This is a genomic window from Streptomyces sp. NPDC017202 (assembly GCF_044331705.1).
Taxonomy (GTDB): domain Bacteria; phylum Actinomycetota; class Actinomycetes; order Streptomycetales; family Streptomycetaceae; genus Streptomyces.
The window spans coordinates 176,371-191,101 of the sequence record NZ_JBIRNP010000003.1; the positions used below are offsets into that span (position 1 = coordinate 176,371).

A 14,731-nucleotide genomic window follows, 5' to 3' on the forward strand; every position below is an offset into this window, starting at 1 on the left:
ACATGCAGCTCGGTCTCATCGGTCTCGGCAAGATGGGCGGCAACATGCGCGAGCGGATCCGCCGCGCGGGCCACACCGTCATCGGCTACGACCGCAACCCCGACGTCACCGACGTGAGCAGCCTGGCCGAACTGGTCGAAGGGCTCCAGGCACCGCGCGTCGTCTGGGTGATGGTCCCGGCCGGCGCCGCCACCCAGTCGGTCGTCGACGAGCTCGGCGGTCTGCTGGAGGCCGGCGACACGGTCGTGGACGGCGGCAACTCCCGCTGGACGGACGACGAGAAGCACGCCCGCGAGCTCGGCGCCAAGGGCATCGGCTTCGTCGACGCCGGCGTCTCCGGCGGTGTGTGGGGCCTGGAGAACGGCTACGCCCTGATGGTCGGCGGCGAGCAGGAGCACGTCGACCGGCTCCGGCCGGTCTTCGACGCGCTCAAGCCGGAGGGCCCGTACGGCTACGTCCACGCGGGCAAGGTCGGCGCCGGCCACTTCTCGAAGATGGTCCACAACGGCATCGAGTACGCCATGATGCAGGCCTACGCCGAGGGCTGGGAGCTGCTGGAGAAGGTCGACTCGGTCACCGACGTCCGCGAGGTGTTCCGCTCCTGGCAGGAGGGCACCGTCATCCGCTCCTGGCTGCTCGACCTGGCGGTCGACGCCCTCGACGAGGACGAGCACCTGGACAAGCTGCGCGGCTACGCCCAGGACTCCGGCGAGGGCCGCTGGACCGTGGAGGCCGCCATCGACAACGCGGTGCCGCTCCCGGCCATCACGGCCTCGCTGTTCGCGCGGTTCGCCTCCCGCCAGGAGGACTCGCCGCAGATGAAGATGATCGCCGCCCTGCGCAACCAGTTCGGCGGCCACGCCGTGGAGTCGGCGAAGCAGTAGGCCCGGTCGCGGGGCACGCCCGGTGAGCGGCGGGCGTGCCCCCGCTCCTGACGGTCCGTCGGACCCCGGTTGACACCGTACGGAGGGCCCGCCAGAGTCGCGGCTGATGGAGATCGACGATCTGACACCGGCCGAGCGGCGCGTCTGGCGGGCCTTCGCCACGGCACGGCCCGTGGACTTCCGGACCGCGGACGCCGGGGGCGCCCAGGACGGACCCGAACGGACCCTGCGGGCGGCCGTGTTGCGGGCGCTGCTCCTCAACGGCCCGCGGGAGCCGGGGGAAGTCGCGGCCCTCATGGTGGTCGGAGCCCGCATCACCGGTGTGCTCGACCTGCGGTACGCGACCGTCGACAGCGTCATCCGCCTCCACCACTGCCGCTTCGACGAGGCACCCCGTCTCTCCGGCGCCCAGCTCGGCTACGTCACCCTGCGCGACTCCGTGCTGCCGGGCCTGTCGGCGGACCACTGCCGGATCGACGGCGGGCTGCGCCTGACCCACTGCCGTGTCGACGGCGCGGTGATCCTGAGCAGGACCCAGATCTCGGGGGCCCTGTACCTGGACGGCGCGGAGGCCGGCGCGGACGGCCCGGCGCGGACCGCGCTCCAGCTCAACCGGATCTCCGTCGACGACGACCTCTGCGCGCGGGGCCTGCGCACCCGCGGCCTGATCCGGCTGGACGGCGCGAGCGTGGCCGGCTCGATCGACCTGGAGGAAGCCGAACTGAGCAACCCGGGGGCGCACGTCCTGGACGGGGAGTCCCTCGAGGTCGGCGCCCACATCATCGGCCGCCGCCTGCGCGCCCACGGCCGGATCGACCTGCGCGGCGCGCGCATACCCGGCCGCGTCGACCTGCTGCACGCGACGCTCTCCTCCCCCGGCGACACCGCCCTGCGCGCCAGCAGCTGCGTGATCGGCGAGATGTGGCTGCGCGGGGGCCCGCCGGTCGTGGGCAGGCTCAACCTGCGGCGCGCCGAGATCAACCAGCTCCACGTCGAGCCGGAGATGCTGCCCGGCCAGGTGCGTCTGCTCGACCTCACCTACACCTTCCTCACCCCGCACGAGCCCGCCGAGCGCCGGCTGCCCATGCTGGAGCGCGACGACGACGCGTTCGACCCGCACGCCTACGAGCAGCTCACCGCCGCCTACCGCCACGCCGGTGACGACCGGGCCGCCCGGCTGGTGCAGCTCGCCAAGCTGCGCCGGCACCGGGGCACCCTCCCCTGGTACGGCCGGCTGTGGGGGCACCTGCAGGACGCGGCCGTCGGCTACGGCTTCCGCCCGCTGCGGGCCGCCGTATGGCTGCTGTCGCTGCTGGCGGCCGGGTCGGTGGCGTTCGCGCTGGAGCACCCGCGGGCGCTCAAGGCGTCCGAGGCCCCCGACTTCGACCCGGTCTTCTACACGCTCGACCTGCTCCTGCCGGTCGTCTCGTTCGGCCAGGAGTCCGCGTTCGCCCCGTCCGGCTGGCACCGGATCCTGTCGTACGTCCTGATCCTGACCGGCTGGCTCCTGGCCTCGACCGTCGTCGCCGGTGTGACGAGGACGGTCAGCCGGCAGTAGACCGGGCCGGGGCCCGCCGGTCAGCGTTCGGCGTGCTGGGCCGCCAGCCGCACCGGAGCGTTCACGGCGCCGTAGCCCCGGTAGCCGCCGTCGCGCTGGACGAGTTCGAGGAAGACGCGGCCGACGGTGCGGGTGTAGCAGTGCCGGAAGACCCCGTGGGCGTCCCGGTCGTAGAGGATGCCCAGCTCGCGGTACGTCTCCAGCTCGCCGTCGGCGAACTCGTACCGGGCCGCGAGGTCGTCGTGGTAGTTCGCGGGGATCGGCAGGAGGCGGCCGCCGGCCTCGGTGAAGCGGCGGGCCGCCGCGACCACGTCGGGGACGGCCAGGGCGATGTGCCGGACGTGTGTCCGCCCGCGAGACGGCGAAGGTGCCGACCGAGGAGCTGGGCCGGCGCACCCGTCCGGAGGCGGCCCGGCGGGAGACGGAGACGGTGACGGCCTGAGCGACCGCGCCCCCGGGCCCCCGGACGCCGGCAGCGGCTCCGGGGGCCCGGGCGTGCCCGCGGTCAGGGCCCGCTATCCCTCGTCACCGCTCCTGGGGATGCCGTAGGCCCGCTCCACGCGTACGCGCACCACGAGGCGGCGGTCGCGGACCATGGCGGCGCGGTAGTCCTCCCAGTCGGGGTGTTCGCCCAGGAGGTCGCGGTAGAGCCGGACGAGTTCCTCGACCGTGTCGTCGTAGGGGTGCTCGGCCACCGGCGAGAGGTCGGCGGTGCCCTCGACGACCGTGTAGGCACGGCGGTCGGGCGCGGAGACGTGGTACGAGGCGCGCGGGTCGCGGCGCAGGTTGCGGGTCTTCGCCCGGTCGTCGGTGACGGAGATCCGGATGACGCCCTCGTCCGGGTGGTAGTGGTGGCTGACGTTGGACAGCTGCGGGCGCCCGTCCCGCTTGAGGGTGACCAGCACCCCGCCGGGGCCGTCGGAGAGCAGGGCGAGCAGGGCGTGCCGCGTCGAGTCCTGAGTCATGTCGGCACAACCGGCGCGGGACGCGTCCGCATTCCCGGGCGGACACCCGCACATGTGAGTAGACAGTGTCTACGCACGACTGGTAGACACTGTCCATGAGCGATGAGGAGAAGCCGGGGGCGGACCTGCGGGTCCGGCTGGTCGACGTCGGGGTGGAACTGCTGGCCCGGGAGGGCGTCGGGGCACTGACCCTGCGGGAGATCGCCCGCAGGGCGGGCGTCTCGCACGGGGCCCCGCGCCGCCACTTCCCCACCCACCTGGAACTGCTGTCGGCCATCGCCCGCAGGGGCTTCACCGACCTGTCCGGCCGGGTGGCGGCGGCCCGCGGCGACGGCACCGCGCCCGCCCGCGACCAGATCACGGAACTGGGCCGCACCTACCTGGAGTTCGCCCTCGGCAACCCCGGCATGTATGAGCTGATGTTCCGTCACGACCTGTTGGAGAGCGGCCACCTGGGGCTCCGCGACACCAGTCTCCCGCTGTTCGGCGTGCTGGTGGACCTGGTCGGCCGGGTACGGCCCGGCGCCGACGCCCGTGCGGTCACGGCGGCGCTGTGGGCGAACCTGCACGGCATCGCCCAGCTGTGGAGCTGGGGAAGCCTGCAACTCGCCACGGACACGCAAGAGTTCGAGCCGCTGCTGCGGACGGCGCTCGACGCGCACCTGGGGCCGGAGGCCGGTCGGTGAAGCGGCCTCCGATCCTGGTGAGCAGTGTGGCCGGTGCCGTGGTCGTGGCCCTGGACGGCACCGTCCTCACCGTCGCCCAGCCCACCCTGCGCCGCGACCTGGACGCCGACTTCGCCCAGGTCCAGTGGACCAGCACCGGGTATCTCGTCGCCGTGGCGAGCCTGTTGGTGTTCGCCGGGCGGCTCGGCGACCGGTACGGCCACCGGCGTACGTTCGCGGTGGGCATGCTCGGCTTCGGGGCGGCCTCCGTCGGTGTCGCGGTGGCGCCGGGCGTGGGCTGGGTGATCGCCCTGCGGGTGGTGCAGGGGGTGTTCGGGGCGCTGTTGCAGCCGGCCACGCTCGGCATGCTGCGCTCGGCGTACCCGGCGGATCGGCTGCGGCGGCCGATCGCCGTGCGGACGGCCGCGATCGGGCTGGCGGCCGCCGCCGGTCCGGTGCTGGGCGGGGCGCTGACGACGGGCTTCGGATGGCGGGCCGTGTTCCTGCTGAACGTGGTGCCGGCACTGGCCTTCGGCGCCCTCGCCCTCACCGCCGGTGGACGGGAGGGTGCGGCACGGGCGGCGGCTCCGGCCTCCTCTTCGACTCCAGCCTCCTCTCCAGCCTCCTCTTCGGCTCCGGCCCCGGCTCCAGCCTCCTCTTCGACTCCAGCCTCCTCTTCGGCTTCGGCATCGGCCTCTTCTTCGGTGTCCGCGTCCGTACGGGCTCTCGACGCGGCCGGTGCCCTCTGGCTGGCGGTGGCGCTGGCCTGCCTGGTGCACACCCTCGTCGCGCCCGGGGGGCCGGCCGGCGCGACGGGCGCGGTGGCGGCCGTGGTCGCCGGTGCCGCCTTCGTCCGCCACGAGCGCCGCGCACCGGCGCCGCTGGTGCCCGCGGCCGTCATCGGTTCCCCGCCGGTCCGGGCTGCCCTGACCCTGCTGGTCATCGTGTCGGCGGCCCTCAACGGCGGCCTGTTCGCCTGCGTGTACGTCCTCCAGGACGACCTGGGGCTCACCCCGCTGGGCACGGCCCTCGTCAGCCTCCCGCTGGCCGCGTTCCTGGTGGCCGCGGCGCCGGCGTCGGCCGTCCTGCTGCGCCGGGCCGGCGCCGTCCGAACCGTCGCGGGGGCCGTCGCCGTACTCGCCGCCGGTCTCCTCGTGCTCGCCGCCGCCCCGGGCACGGCCGCCTTCTGCGCCGGGTTCGCGCTGGTGGGCGCCGGGTTCGGGACGGTGATGGTCGCGGCCACCCACGTCGTCGTACGGCAGGCGCCCGCGGAGTCGGCCGGGGTGGCGGGCGGCCTGCAGCAGACGGCCATGAACATCGGGCCGGTGCTCGGGGTGGCGGCGGCGACCGTGCTCATGGACACGGGCGGGAGCAGGGCGCCCCTCGTCGCGCTCGCCGTGGCGGCCGCGGCGGTGCTGCCGCTGTGCCGGGCGCTTCCGGGACGGCCGCGCCCGGCCGCCACCGGGGTTCCCGCCGGCCCCGCGCCGCGCCCCGCCCCCGGCCGTCCGTCCGGCCCTCCCCACTCCGCCGATGTCCTCCCGGTGCCTCCCGCCGCCGGTCCGGGGGACGCGGGGCATCCCGTTCCCGCTGTCGAAAGGGGTCCTTTCCCGCCGTCCCTGGGCGACGATGAGGTCTGAGACCGTTCCGACGGGGTATGCCGGACCGCGCCTTGATCGAACGCACCGGAGGAGAGCCATGGCACAGCTGCGGCAACAGGTCGACCCGAGCGAGGTGGGGCTGGACGGGAAGGCGCTGGACCGCCTCGACCAGTATCTCGCCCACCACGTCGACGAGGGACGGCTGCCCGGTTTCCTCGTGGCCGTCGCCCGCGGCGGCCGGGTCGCGCACCTCACCACCCACGGCCGGCGCGACATCGCCGCCGGACTGCCCGTCGAGTCCGACACGCTGTGGCGGATCTACTCGATGACCAAGCCGGTCACCTCGGTCGCCGCGCTGATGCTGGTGGAGGAGGGCCGGCTCTCGCTCGACGACCCGGTCGCCGCGCACCTGCCGGCCTTCGCCGACCAGCGCGTGTACGTCCGGGGCTCCGGCGCGGACCTGGAGACGCGCCCGGTCGGGCAGCCGGTGCTCGTACGGCACCTGATGACCCACACCGCGGGCCTGACCTTCGCCTTCTACCACTGCCACCCGGTCGACGCCCTGTACCGCGAGGCCGGGCTGGAGTCGGCGGTGCTGCCGGGCTCGGACCTGGCCGGGACCGTCGAGGCGTACGCGCGTCTGCCGCTCCAGTTCGAGCCCGGCACGCAGTGGAACTACTCGGTGGCCGCCAACGTCCTGGGCCGGATCGTCGAGGTCGTCTCCGGCCGGCCCCTCGATGCGTTCCTCGCCGAACGGATCTTCCGTCCCCTCGGCATGCCCGACGCCGGTTTCCAGGTCACCGGCGAACAGGCGGGCCGGCTGGCGGAGTTGTACGGCGACACCGAGGACGGCGGGATCGAGCCGATCCCCGGGCTGCCCCTGTCCGGGCGGCCCCGGTTCCTGTCCGGGAGCGGCGGCATGGTGGCGACCGCGTACGACATCCACCGCTTCGCCGAGTTGCTGCGCCGCCGCGGCGAACTCGACGGCACACGCCTGCTGAAGCCCGCGACGGTGGACCTGATGACCCGCAACCATCTGCCCGGCGGCGCCGACCTGCGCACGGTCGGCAGCCGCCCCGCCCACGACGATCCCGGCAACGACGGCGTCGGCTTCGGCCTCGGCGTCTCCGTGGTGATCGACCCGGAACGCACCCGCGCCCCCTCCGGGCTCGGCACCTACGGCTGGAGCGGGGTGGCCACGACGACGTTCTGGGTCGACCCGAGCCGCGACCTCACCGTCCAGTTCTTCACGCAGGTACGGCCGAGGAGGTCGTTGAAGCTCTACCCCGACCTCAAGCGGCTGGTCCACGAAGCGGTCACGGACTGACCGCCGGGCGGTCAGGGACTGGCCCTCGGGTGGTCGTGGCCCCGGTCCCCCTCCCCGCACGGCCCGGCCGGCCCGTCGTGCGCCGGTCCCGTGATGCGCGCCGGCCGTCGCGGCCCCTGTGCGTCGCGGCGGCCGGCAGCGCGTGCGCTCACGTCCGTGCGCTCACGTCCGTGCACTCAGGACCAGTGCGCGACCGCGTCCAGGTGGGGCAGGCGGTGGTCCAGCCGCTCCCGCTTGGTGCGCAGGTACGTGATGTTGTTCTCGCACGGCTCGATCAGCAGCGGCACCTCCTCGGCGACCTGGACGCCGTTGTCCACCAGCGCCTCCCGCTTGCGCGGGTTGTTCGACATCAGGCGGACGGAGCGCACGCCCAGGTCGCGCAGGATGTCGGCGGCCACCTTGTAGTCCCGCGCGTCCACCGGGAAGCCCAGCGCCACGTTCGCCTCGACGGTGTCCAGACCCTCCGCCTGGAGCGCCATCGCCCGCAGTTTGCCCAGCAGTCCGATGCCCCGGCCCTCGTGCCCGCGCAGGTAGACGACGATGCCCCGGCCCTCGGCGACGACGGCCCGCAGCGCCGACTCGAGCTGGTCGCCGCACTCGCAGTGCTGGGAGCCGAACGCGTCACCGGTGAGGCATTCCGAGTGCAGCCGGGTCAGCACGTTCTCGGTGCCGGGATCGCCGTACACCAGGGCGACCTGCTCGTCGCCGCGGTCGTGGTCGAGGTAACCGATCGCCTGGAATTTGCCGTACACGGTGGGCAGCGGTGCATTCACCACGCGTTCCACACCGGTGCGCTGGGAGGACTTCTTGCCGAGCACGCCAAATTTGTCTGTCATGATCTGGTTCCTAAGCAGAGACGAAAGGCCGGGAAAAGATGAGTGGTTCGGGAATGCGGACGGCGCAGGCGTACGGACTCGTGCCGGCGGACACCACCGAGGACGTGCGGTCGCGGGGCGCGGACGTCCCGGTCCAGGTGGCGGTGCTGCCCGTCGGAAGCTTCGAACAGCACGGACCGTACCTGCCGTTGGCCACCGACACGCTCGTCGCGTGCGCGATCGCCGGGGAGGTGGCCGCCGCGTATCCGGTGCACCTCCTCCCTCCGGTGACCATCGCCTGCTCGCACGAGCACGCGGACTGGCCGGGAACCGTCAGCATCTCCGCCGTCACCCTTCACGCGGTGGTACAGGACATCGCGGCCTCACTGCGCCGCTCGGGCGTCGAGGCCCTGGTGCTCGTCAACGGACACGGCGGGAACTACGTCCTGGGCAACGCCGTCCAGGAGTCCTCCGCCCGCGGTGAGCGGATGGCGCTCTTCCCGGCCCCGGAGGACTGGGAGGAGGCCCGGGCGGCGGCCGGGGTGTCGACCTCGCTGCTCACCGACATGCACGCCGGGGAGATCGAGACCTCGATCCTGCTGCACACCCGTCCCGAACTCGTCCGGCCCGGTTACGAGTCCGCCGATTTCACCGCGGACGACCGTCGCCATCTGCTCACGCTGGGAATGTCCGCCTATACCGATTCGGGCGTCATCGGCCGTCCCTCCCTGGGGTCCGCGGAAAAGGGGAAGGAAATCCTGTCGAGCCTGACGGATTCCTTCGGAGCGTATTTCTCGATACTGACGTCCGGGACCACGGCGGAGGATTCCGGGGACGGTCCCGCGTAACGCGCGGCGCCGGGCCCCGCCTCCGGTGCGCCGGCGGGTACGACGGGTACGACGGCGTCGCAGGCCGTCGTACCGGAGGCGGGGTCCTCGTCCCGCGGCTCCGTGTTCCCCGGCCTCCCGCACCAGCGGGCGACGAGGACGGCGAGGCCCGGCAGCGCGGCCGCGAAGCTCAGCACCCCGTACACGACGGCGACGGCGAGCCCGGTGCCCGCGCCGAGGCCGGCGGCGCCGAACGCCCAGGCGGTGACGCCCTCGCGGGGCCCCCAGCCACCGACGTTGAGCGGCACGCCCATCGCGAGCAGCGCGAGGACCGCCAGCGGCAGCAGTGTGAGCACCGGGGCGGCGGAGCCGGCCGCGCGGGCGGCCACGACGAAGGTGGCCAGGTGGCCGGCCAGGACGACCGCCGACGACAGGGCGACGCCCGGTCCGTTGCGCCGGGACAGCAGTCCCTCGCGTGCCTCGGCGAGCGCCCTGCCCGTGCGTCCGCCCCGGCGGGCCGCCGAGGAGTTCATCCGCACGGCGAGGACGACGGCGAGCGCGCCGACCGCGCCGAGGCCGACGGCCGGCGCGAAGTGCCGTACGTCCGCCATGACGGGGGACGGCAGGGTCAGCAGGATCGTCACTCCGGCGAGGGCCAGCACGAGTTGGCCCGCCGTGCGCTCCAGGACGACGGCCCGCACGCCGCGTCCGACGTCTCCGGTGCTCTGTCCGTGGCGCACGGCGCGGTGCACGTCGCCGAGGATGCCGCCGGGCAGGGCCGCGTTGAGGAACAGCGAGCGGTAGTAGTCGGCGACGGCGGGCCCGAGCGGAAGCCGGATCCGCAGTCCACGGGCCACCAGCGCCCAACGCCACGCGCTGAACACGGTGGTGACGGCGCCGATCCCGAGCCCGAGGAGCAGGGTGACGGCGTCGATGCGCCGCAGCCCGTCCACGACGGGGCCGGTGCCCGTCCGCCACAGCAGGACGCCGAGGATCAGGACCCCGGCGAGGGTGCCGCCGTGGGTGCGCAGCGCCGCGAAACGGGAACGCGCGGCCGGCCGCGGGGCCGGCCCGGTCACGATCGTCCCGGTACGGTCCTCGGAGACGGCGGAGACGGCGGAGACGGCGGAGACGGCGGGGACGGCGGGGCCGGCAGGGGCGGCGGAGCCGGTGGCCGCCGTACCGGCCGGGGGCACGTTCACGGTGGCCGTGCGGGACGCGGGCGGGAGCACGGCCGGCCGCGCGGCGGCGTCGTGCCGGGGCCGTCGTACGGTCGCCCGCTCGCACCGCGTCGGCGGGGCCGGCGCCGGGACACGCGCGCCCGCCGTCTCCGCGCCCATCAGAGGCCGCCCGTGGGCCGGGCCAGGGCGAGGAGGTCGCTGTGGTGGACGGTGACGTGGAGTTCACCGGCCGCGCAGGCCGCCAGCCGGGCCGCGAGGTAGGTCTCGGCGCGGGCGGCGAGGCCGGGGCGCTCCTCGACGGCGGCGCCGACCCAGCCGCGCAGCCACTGGGCGGTGAGCGCCGCCTCGTAGGGGCCGAGCCGCCAGGCGCTGGGGTGCACCTTCACGGTCGCGCCGTGGTCGGCGAACGCCTCGCAGGCCGCGGTGACCGCGTCGGGGCCGAGGAGGCCGCCGCGCCGCTGGTGGTCGTTGAACGCGGCGGCGATCTCCTCGTCCATCGGGTCGGGGGCGGTCAGTTCGACGCGTCCGGCCACCGAGAGGGTCAGCAGGGCGGGGCAGCCGGCGCCCGCGCAGGCCGCGGCGAGGGTGTCGATCTCCTCGCGGGTGAGGACGTCCAGCAGCGCCGACGCGGTCACCAGCGAGGCGCCGGCCAGGGCGTCCGGGGTCAGCCGGGCGACGTCGCCGCGCCGGGTCTCGACGGTGACCCGGCTGCCGTCGGCGGCGGCCCGCGGGGAGCCGACGGCCGCGAAGTGCAGCAGGTAGGGGTCGCGGTCGTGCAGGATCCAGTGCTGGGGGCCGTCCAGGCGGGGGGCGAGCCAGCGGCCCATCGAGCCGGTGCCGCAGCCCAGGTCGTGCACGACGAGTCCGCCGGGGCGTCCGGGCAGGTCGGCCAGCCGGATCCGCAGCGGGTCCAGCAGGTCGGCCGCCCGCGCGGCGGCGTCGGCGGGCTCGCGCAGCCGCAGCCACTCGGGGGCGTAGCGGGGCGGCTCCTGCGCCGTGCCGTCCCCGTTCCCCTCCCCCTCGCGCAGCCGTACGGTCGGCCGTTCGCCGGGGCGGGTCACCGGGCCGGCGCCCGCGATCACGCCGGATGTCTGCGTCTCCATGTCCGAGGACACCTCCCGAGGTCCGGGCTGGGCGGGAATCCGCCCGGCCTGCCGTGCCAGGTCGGCCGGGGTCGGCGTGGTCTTCCTCATGCCGCCCTCCGGGGTTCGCCGGGCAGCCGGCCGAGGACGCCGGCGAGGCGCTGGGCGGTGCTCGCCCAGCCGCCCAGGGCCGCCCGCCGGCCCCGTGCGGCCGCCTTCAGCCGGCGCCGCACGTCCGCCTCGCCGAACCAGCCGCGCAGTTCGGCGGCGAGGGCTGCCGGGTCCTCCGGCGGCACGAGGATGCCGGGGACGCCGCCGTCGGGGGCGCGGCCGACCGCCTCGGGCACGCCGCCCACGTCGGTGGCGAGGACGGGGATGCCGCGGGCCAGTGCTTCGGTGACCGCCATGCCGTAGGTCTCGGCGTAGGAGGCGAGGACCATCAGGTCGGCGGCGGCGTACGCGGCGTCGAGCTGGGCGCCCGCCTTGGGGCCCGCCAGCTCCAGCCGGTCCTCAAGGCCGTACCTGCGGATGAGGCCGCGCAGGTGGGCGACGTACTCCGGGTCCTGGCCGAGGCCGCCCACGCAGGAGCAGGTCCACGGCAGGTCGGTCACCGAGGCGAGCGCCTCGATCAGCCGGTGCTGGCCCTTGCGGGGGGTGACCGCGGCCACGCACAGCAGGCGGGAGACGCCGTCGGTGCCGGAGGCGAGGGGGGCGATGTCGGCGCCCGGTGCGGCGTCGTGCACCTTGTCCGGGGCGAGGCCGTGGTGCGAGACGAGGCGGCGGACCGCCCAGTCGCTGGTGGCGATCACCGCGGGGACGGCGCGCAGCACCGCCCGTTCCCTGGTGTCGAGTTCGGCGGCGAGCACCGGGTCGAGTCCGGTCTCGTCACCGAGCGGCAGGTGCACCAGGACGGCGAGCCGCAGCCGTTCCGCCTCCGGTACGACGATCTCCGGGACGCCGCAGGCCACCAGACCGTCCAGCAGGACGACCGTGCCGTCGGGCAGCTCCCGCAGGGTGCGGGCCAGTTCGGCGCGGGCGGCGGCCCCCGGGCGGGGCCACTCACCGGCGACCCGGTGCTGGTGGACCTGCCAGCCGAAGCCGGGGAGGTCCAGGCAGACGCGGCGGTCGTAGGCGTTGCCGCCGCTGGGGTTGGCCGGGTCGTCGACGCCGCCCGGCATGACGAAGTGCACGGAACGCAGGGACATGGGGATGATTCCCCCGGTCTTCGGGGCCGCCGGGCCGGTCTTCGGGGCCGCCGGCTGCGCGGGCAGGTAGGCGAGCGGGGCCTTTTCCACGGTCACGTCGGTCACAGCGCACGCTCGTAACTCGCCCAGGCGACGTGCGACTCGTGCAGGGTGACGGAGAGGGCGGCGATGCCGCGGGCGCCCTCGCCGAGCGCGCCCCGGTGGATCCGGTCGGCGAGCCGGTCGGCGATCACCTTGGCGAGGAACTCGGTGGAGGTGTTGACTCCGGCGAAGTCGGGCTCGTTGTCGAGGTTCCTGTAGTTCAGCTCGCTGACCACGGCGCCCAGTTCCTGGGTCGCCAGGCCGATGTCGACGACGATGTTGTCGTCGTCGAGCTGTTCGCGGCGGAAGGTGGCGTCCACGAGGAACGTCGCTCCGTGCAGGCGCTGTGCGGGTCCGAAGACCTCGCCGCGGAAGCTGTGGGCGATCATGATGTGATCGCGGACCGTGACACTGAACAACGGACGACCCTCCAGGTGCGGCGCGTCTGGTCCCCCGGCCATCGGCCGCCGGGGGATGCCGTGTAGTACGGCTCTCGGCTTCCCCCCGTTCAGCCGACTTCCACTCTTTTCTCAGGTCAGGCGCTCTTGTCGTAGCGAACGCGGTGGCACAGGGCCGCGATCGCCCCGCTCGTGAGCCGGGGCATCACCTGCGGCAGCTCGTCGAAGGCGCTCTCCCCGGTGACGAGGGCGTCGAGCGCGGGGTCGGCGAGGAGTTCCAGGGCGAGGGCGAGCCGGTCGGCGTAGCTGCGGTTCGCGCGGCGCGGGGAGACGGTGCCGACCTGGCTGCTGCGGATCACCAGCCGCCGGGAGTGGAAGGCCTCGCCGAGCGGCAGGGAGACCTTGCGGTCGCCGTACCAGCTCAGTTCGAGGACGGTGCCCTCGGCGGTCAGCAGTTCCAGGGACCGGGCGAGCCCCTGCTCGGTGGCGCTGGCGTGCACCACCAGGTCGCAGCCGCCCAGCGCCTCCTCGGGGGAGGCGAAGCCGACGCCCAGTGCCTCGGCGGTCCTCGCCCGTGCCGGATCGGCGTCCACCAACTGCACGCGCACGCCCGGGAAGCGGCTGAGCAACGCGGCCACCGAGCAGCCGACCATGCCCCCGCCGACCACCGCGATCCGGTCGCCGACCAGCGGCGCCGCGTCCCACAGCGCGTTCACGGCCGTCTCGACGGTGCCGGCCAGGACGGCCCGTCCGGCGGGCACCGAGTCGGGGACGACGGTGACGGCGCTCGCCGGGACGACGAAGCGGGTCTGGTGCGGGAAGAGGGAGAAGACGGTGCGCCCGGCCAGTTCCCGGGGGCCCTCCTCCACCACCCCCACGTTGAGGTAGCCGTACTTCACGGGCGCCGGGAAGTCGCCCTCCTGGAACGGCGCCCGCATCACCGCGTGCTGGCTCTCCGGGACCCCGCCGCGGAAGACGAGGGTCTCCGTGCCGCGGCTGACCCCGGAGTACAGCGAACGGACGACGACCTCGTCCTCCGCCGGGTCCGGCAGGGTCACGTCACGGATTTCCCCCTGACCCGGCGAACCGATCCAGAACGCACGTGCGGTGCGGTTCATCGGCGTCCTCCTGAACGTTCGGGAACTTGTTCACGTACCGAGGTGTGCACAGGTCGCGCACAGTACGCGGCCTTGATCGACTCTGTCACCTGGCCGGAGGATGTGCGGTGGCCCTGAACAACATTGACGACGCGAGGCTGGTCCAGCAGGAGACCGCTGTGGGAGCGGGCGTGCAGATCCTGGTACTGGCCCTGCTCGGCGCCGGGATCGGCATGGGCCCGGCGGGCTGGGTGACCGGCCTCGTCTTCGCCGTGGCCACCTGGGCGGTGCTCTCACGGGCACTGCACCGTTCGGGTCTGCGCACGTTCGGCCCGGCGAACCGGGTCACCCTCGGCCGGGCCACCCTGGTCGGCGGGGTGACGGCCCTGGTGGCGGACTCCTTCGTGAGCGCGCCGCCGGTGTCCCTGCTGGTCGGCCTGACGGCCGTGGCCCTGCTGCTGGACGGCGTGGACGGCAAGGTGGCCCGGCGCACGAACACCTCGACGGCCCTGGGCGCACGCTTCGACATGGAGGTCGACGCGTTCCTGATCCTGGTGCTCAGCGTGTACGTCTCCATGGAACTGGGCCCCTGGGTCCTGCTGATCGGCGGCATGCGCTACGCCTTCGTCGCCGCGGCCCGCGTGGCCCCCTGGCTCAACGCCCCGCTGCCCCCGTCCTTCGCCCGCAAGACGGTCGCCGCGCTGCAGGGCATCTGCCTGCTGGTCGCGGGCGCGGACCTGCTCCCGTACGCCGGCAACTTCGCGGTGGCGCTGCTGGCCCTCGTCCTGCTGCTGTGGTCCTTCGGACGGGATGTGCTGTGGCTGTGGCGGGAGTCGCGGGTCGGGGCGGCCCGGGCGGCGGCGAGGCCGTCAGCGGCCAGGACGGCAGCGCGGCCGGCAGCGGCCAGGACGGTGACGCGGACGGGCGCGGATGCGACGGGCAAGCGGCTCGAGCTGGGTCCGGACCTGGAACTGGCCCTGGAACTGGGGCTGGCCGGACGTTAGTGCCGGGGTACGACGTCGAGGGGCCCGGTCCGCTGAGCGGACAC

Annotated in this window: 13 protein-coding genes and 2 pseudogenes; 7 read left to right on the top strand and 8 right to left on the bottom strand. The window is 74.4% G+C overall.

The window, feature by feature from the left end; all coding sequences use genetic code 11:
• Positions 1 to 2 precede the first annotated feature (2 nt).
• Together gnd and ACH4N1_RS08385 are read left to right on the top strand one after the other, a co-directional pair.
• The gene (gene gnd / locus ACH4N1_RS08380) at positions 3 to 884 is read left to right on the top strand and encodes a phosphogluconate dehydrogenase (NAD(+)-dependent, decarboxylating) (RefSeq protein ID WP_398095503.1); all 882 of its coding nucleotides are present in this window, start codon (positions 3 to 5) and stop codon (positions 882 to 884) included.
• Positions 885 to 990: 106 nt separating this feature from the next.
• Positions 991 to 2,442 (top strand): membrane-associated oxidoreductase, encoded by a 1,452-nt coding sequence (locus tag ACH4N1_RS08385; RefSeq protein ID WP_398095504.1) that lies wholly within the window; start codon positions 991 to 993, stop codon positions 2,440 to 2,442.
• 20 nt (positions 2,443 to 2,462) lie between these two features.
• On the opposite strand, the pseudogene ACH4N1_RS08390 reads toward ACH4N1_RS08385, so the two are convergent.
• A pseudogene (locus tag ACH4N1_RS08390) lies at positions 2,463 to 2,870 on the bottom strand (sugar phosphate isomerase/epimerase and 4-hydroxyphenylpyruvate domain-containing protein); the annotation flags it as partial.
• 87 nt (positions 2,871 to 2,957) lie between these two features.
• The gene (locus ACH4N1_RS08395; protein ID WP_398095506.1) at positions 2,958 to 3,407 is read right to left on the bottom strand and encodes a PPOX class F420-dependent oxidoreductase; all 450 of its coding nucleotides are present in this window, start codon (positions 3,405 to 3,407) and stop codon (positions 2,958 to 2,960) included.
• A gap of 95 nt (positions 3,408 to 3,502) precedes the next feature.
• On the opposite strand from ACH4N1_RS08395, the gene ACH4N1_RS08400 reads away from it, so the two are divergent.
• The 3 genes from ACH4N1_RS08400 to ACH4N1_RS08410 are packed head-to-tail and all read left to right on the top strand — an operon-like array spanning position 3,503 to position 6,997.
• Positions 3,503 to 4,093, top strand: coding sequence for a TetR/AcrR family transcriptional regulator (locus tag ACH4N1_RS08400; RefSeq protein WP_398095507.1), 591 nt, complete (start codon positions 3,503 to 3,505; stop codon positions 4,091 to 4,093).
• Positions 4,090 to 5,709, top strand: coding sequence for an MFS transporter (locus ACH4N1_RS08405; RefSeq protein WP_398095509.1), 1,620 nt, complete (start codon positions 4,090 to 4,092; stop codon positions 5,707 to 5,709). The genes ACH4N1_RS08400 and ACH4N1_RS08405 overlap by 4 nt, the downstream gene beginning before the upstream one ends.
• Before the next feature lie 58 nt (positions 5,710 to 5,767).
• Positions 5,768 to 6,997 (top strand): serine hydrolase domain-containing protein, encoded by a 1,230-nt coding sequence (locus ACH4N1_RS08410; RefSeq protein ID WP_398095510.1) that lies wholly within the window; start codon positions 5,768 to 5,770, stop codon positions 6,995 to 6,997.
• Positions 6,998 to 7,173: 176 nt separating this feature from the next.
• Here ACH4N1_RS08410 and ribA read toward each other — a convergent pair whose 3' ends face one another.
• The gene (gene ribA, locus ACH4N1_RS08415) at positions 7,174 to 7,833 is read right to left on the bottom strand and encodes a GTP cyclohydrolase II (protein ID WP_366060044.1); all 660 of its coding nucleotides are present in this window, start codon (positions 7,831 to 7,833) and stop codon (positions 7,174 to 7,176) included.
• 38 nt (positions 7,834 to 7,871) lie between these two features.
• Between ribA and ACH4N1_RS08420 the strand changes: the two genes are divergently transcribed.
• Positions 7,872 to 8,660: a creatininase family protein gene (locus ACH4N1_RS08420; protein WP_398095511.1), complete on the top strand. Its 789-nt coding sequence runs from the start codon at positions 7,872 to 7,874 to the stop codon at positions 8,658 to 8,660.
• A gap of 212 nt (positions 8,661 to 8,872) precedes the next feature.
• Here ACH4N1_RS08420 and ACH4N1_RS08425 read toward each other — a convergent pair.
• The 5 genes and pseudogenes from ACH4N1_RS08425 to ACH4N1_RS08445 all read right to left on the bottom strand — a co-directional run.
• Positions 8,873 to 9,979, bottom strand: a pseudogene (locus ACH4N1_RS08425) (lysylphosphatidylglycerol synthase transmembrane domain-containing protein); the annotation flags it as partial.
• Positions 9,979 to 11,013 (bottom strand): class I SAM-dependent methyltransferase, encoded by a 1,035-nt coding sequence (locus ACH4N1_RS08430; protein ID WP_398095513.1) that lies wholly within the window; start codon positions 11,011 to 11,013, stop codon positions 9,979 to 9,981. The gene ACH4N1_RS08430 and the pseudogene ACH4N1_RS08425, both read right to left, overlap by 1 nt.
• Positions 11,010 to 12,212, bottom strand: a complete 1,203-nt coding sequence (locus ACH4N1_RS08435; protein ID WP_398095514.1) for a glycosyltransferase family 4 protein — start codon at positions 12,210 to 12,212, stop codon at positions 11,010 to 11,012. Before ACH4N1_RS08435 ends, ACH4N1_RS08430 begins: the two co-directional genes overlap by 4 nt.
• The gene (locus ACH4N1_RS08440) at positions 12,209 to 12,607 is read right to left on the bottom strand and encodes a 6-pyruvoyl tetrahydropterin synthase family protein (protein WP_382783504.1); all 399 of its coding nucleotides are present in this window, start codon (positions 12,605 to 12,607) and stop codon (positions 12,209 to 12,211) included. The genes ACH4N1_RS08435 and ACH4N1_RS08440 overlap by 4 nt, the downstream gene beginning before the upstream one ends.
• A 116-nt stretch (positions 12,608 to 12,723) precedes the next feature.
• Positions 12,724 to 13,704, bottom strand: coding sequence for a zinc-binding alcohol dehydrogenase (locus ACH4N1_RS08445; protein ID WP_398095516.1), 981 nt, complete (start codon positions 13,702 to 13,704; stop codon positions 12,724 to 12,726).
• A 107-nt stretch (positions 13,705 to 13,811) separates the two neighbouring features.
• Between ACH4N1_RS08445 and ACH4N1_RS08450 the strand changes: the two genes are divergently transcribed.
• Positions 13,812 to 14,687 (top strand): CDP-alcohol phosphatidyltransferase family protein, encoded by an 876-nt coding sequence (locus tag ACH4N1_RS08450; RefSeq protein ID WP_398095518.1) that lies wholly within the window; start codon positions 13,812 to 13,814, stop codon positions 14,685 to 14,687.
• Positions 14,688 to 14,731 lie beyond the last annotated feature (44 nt).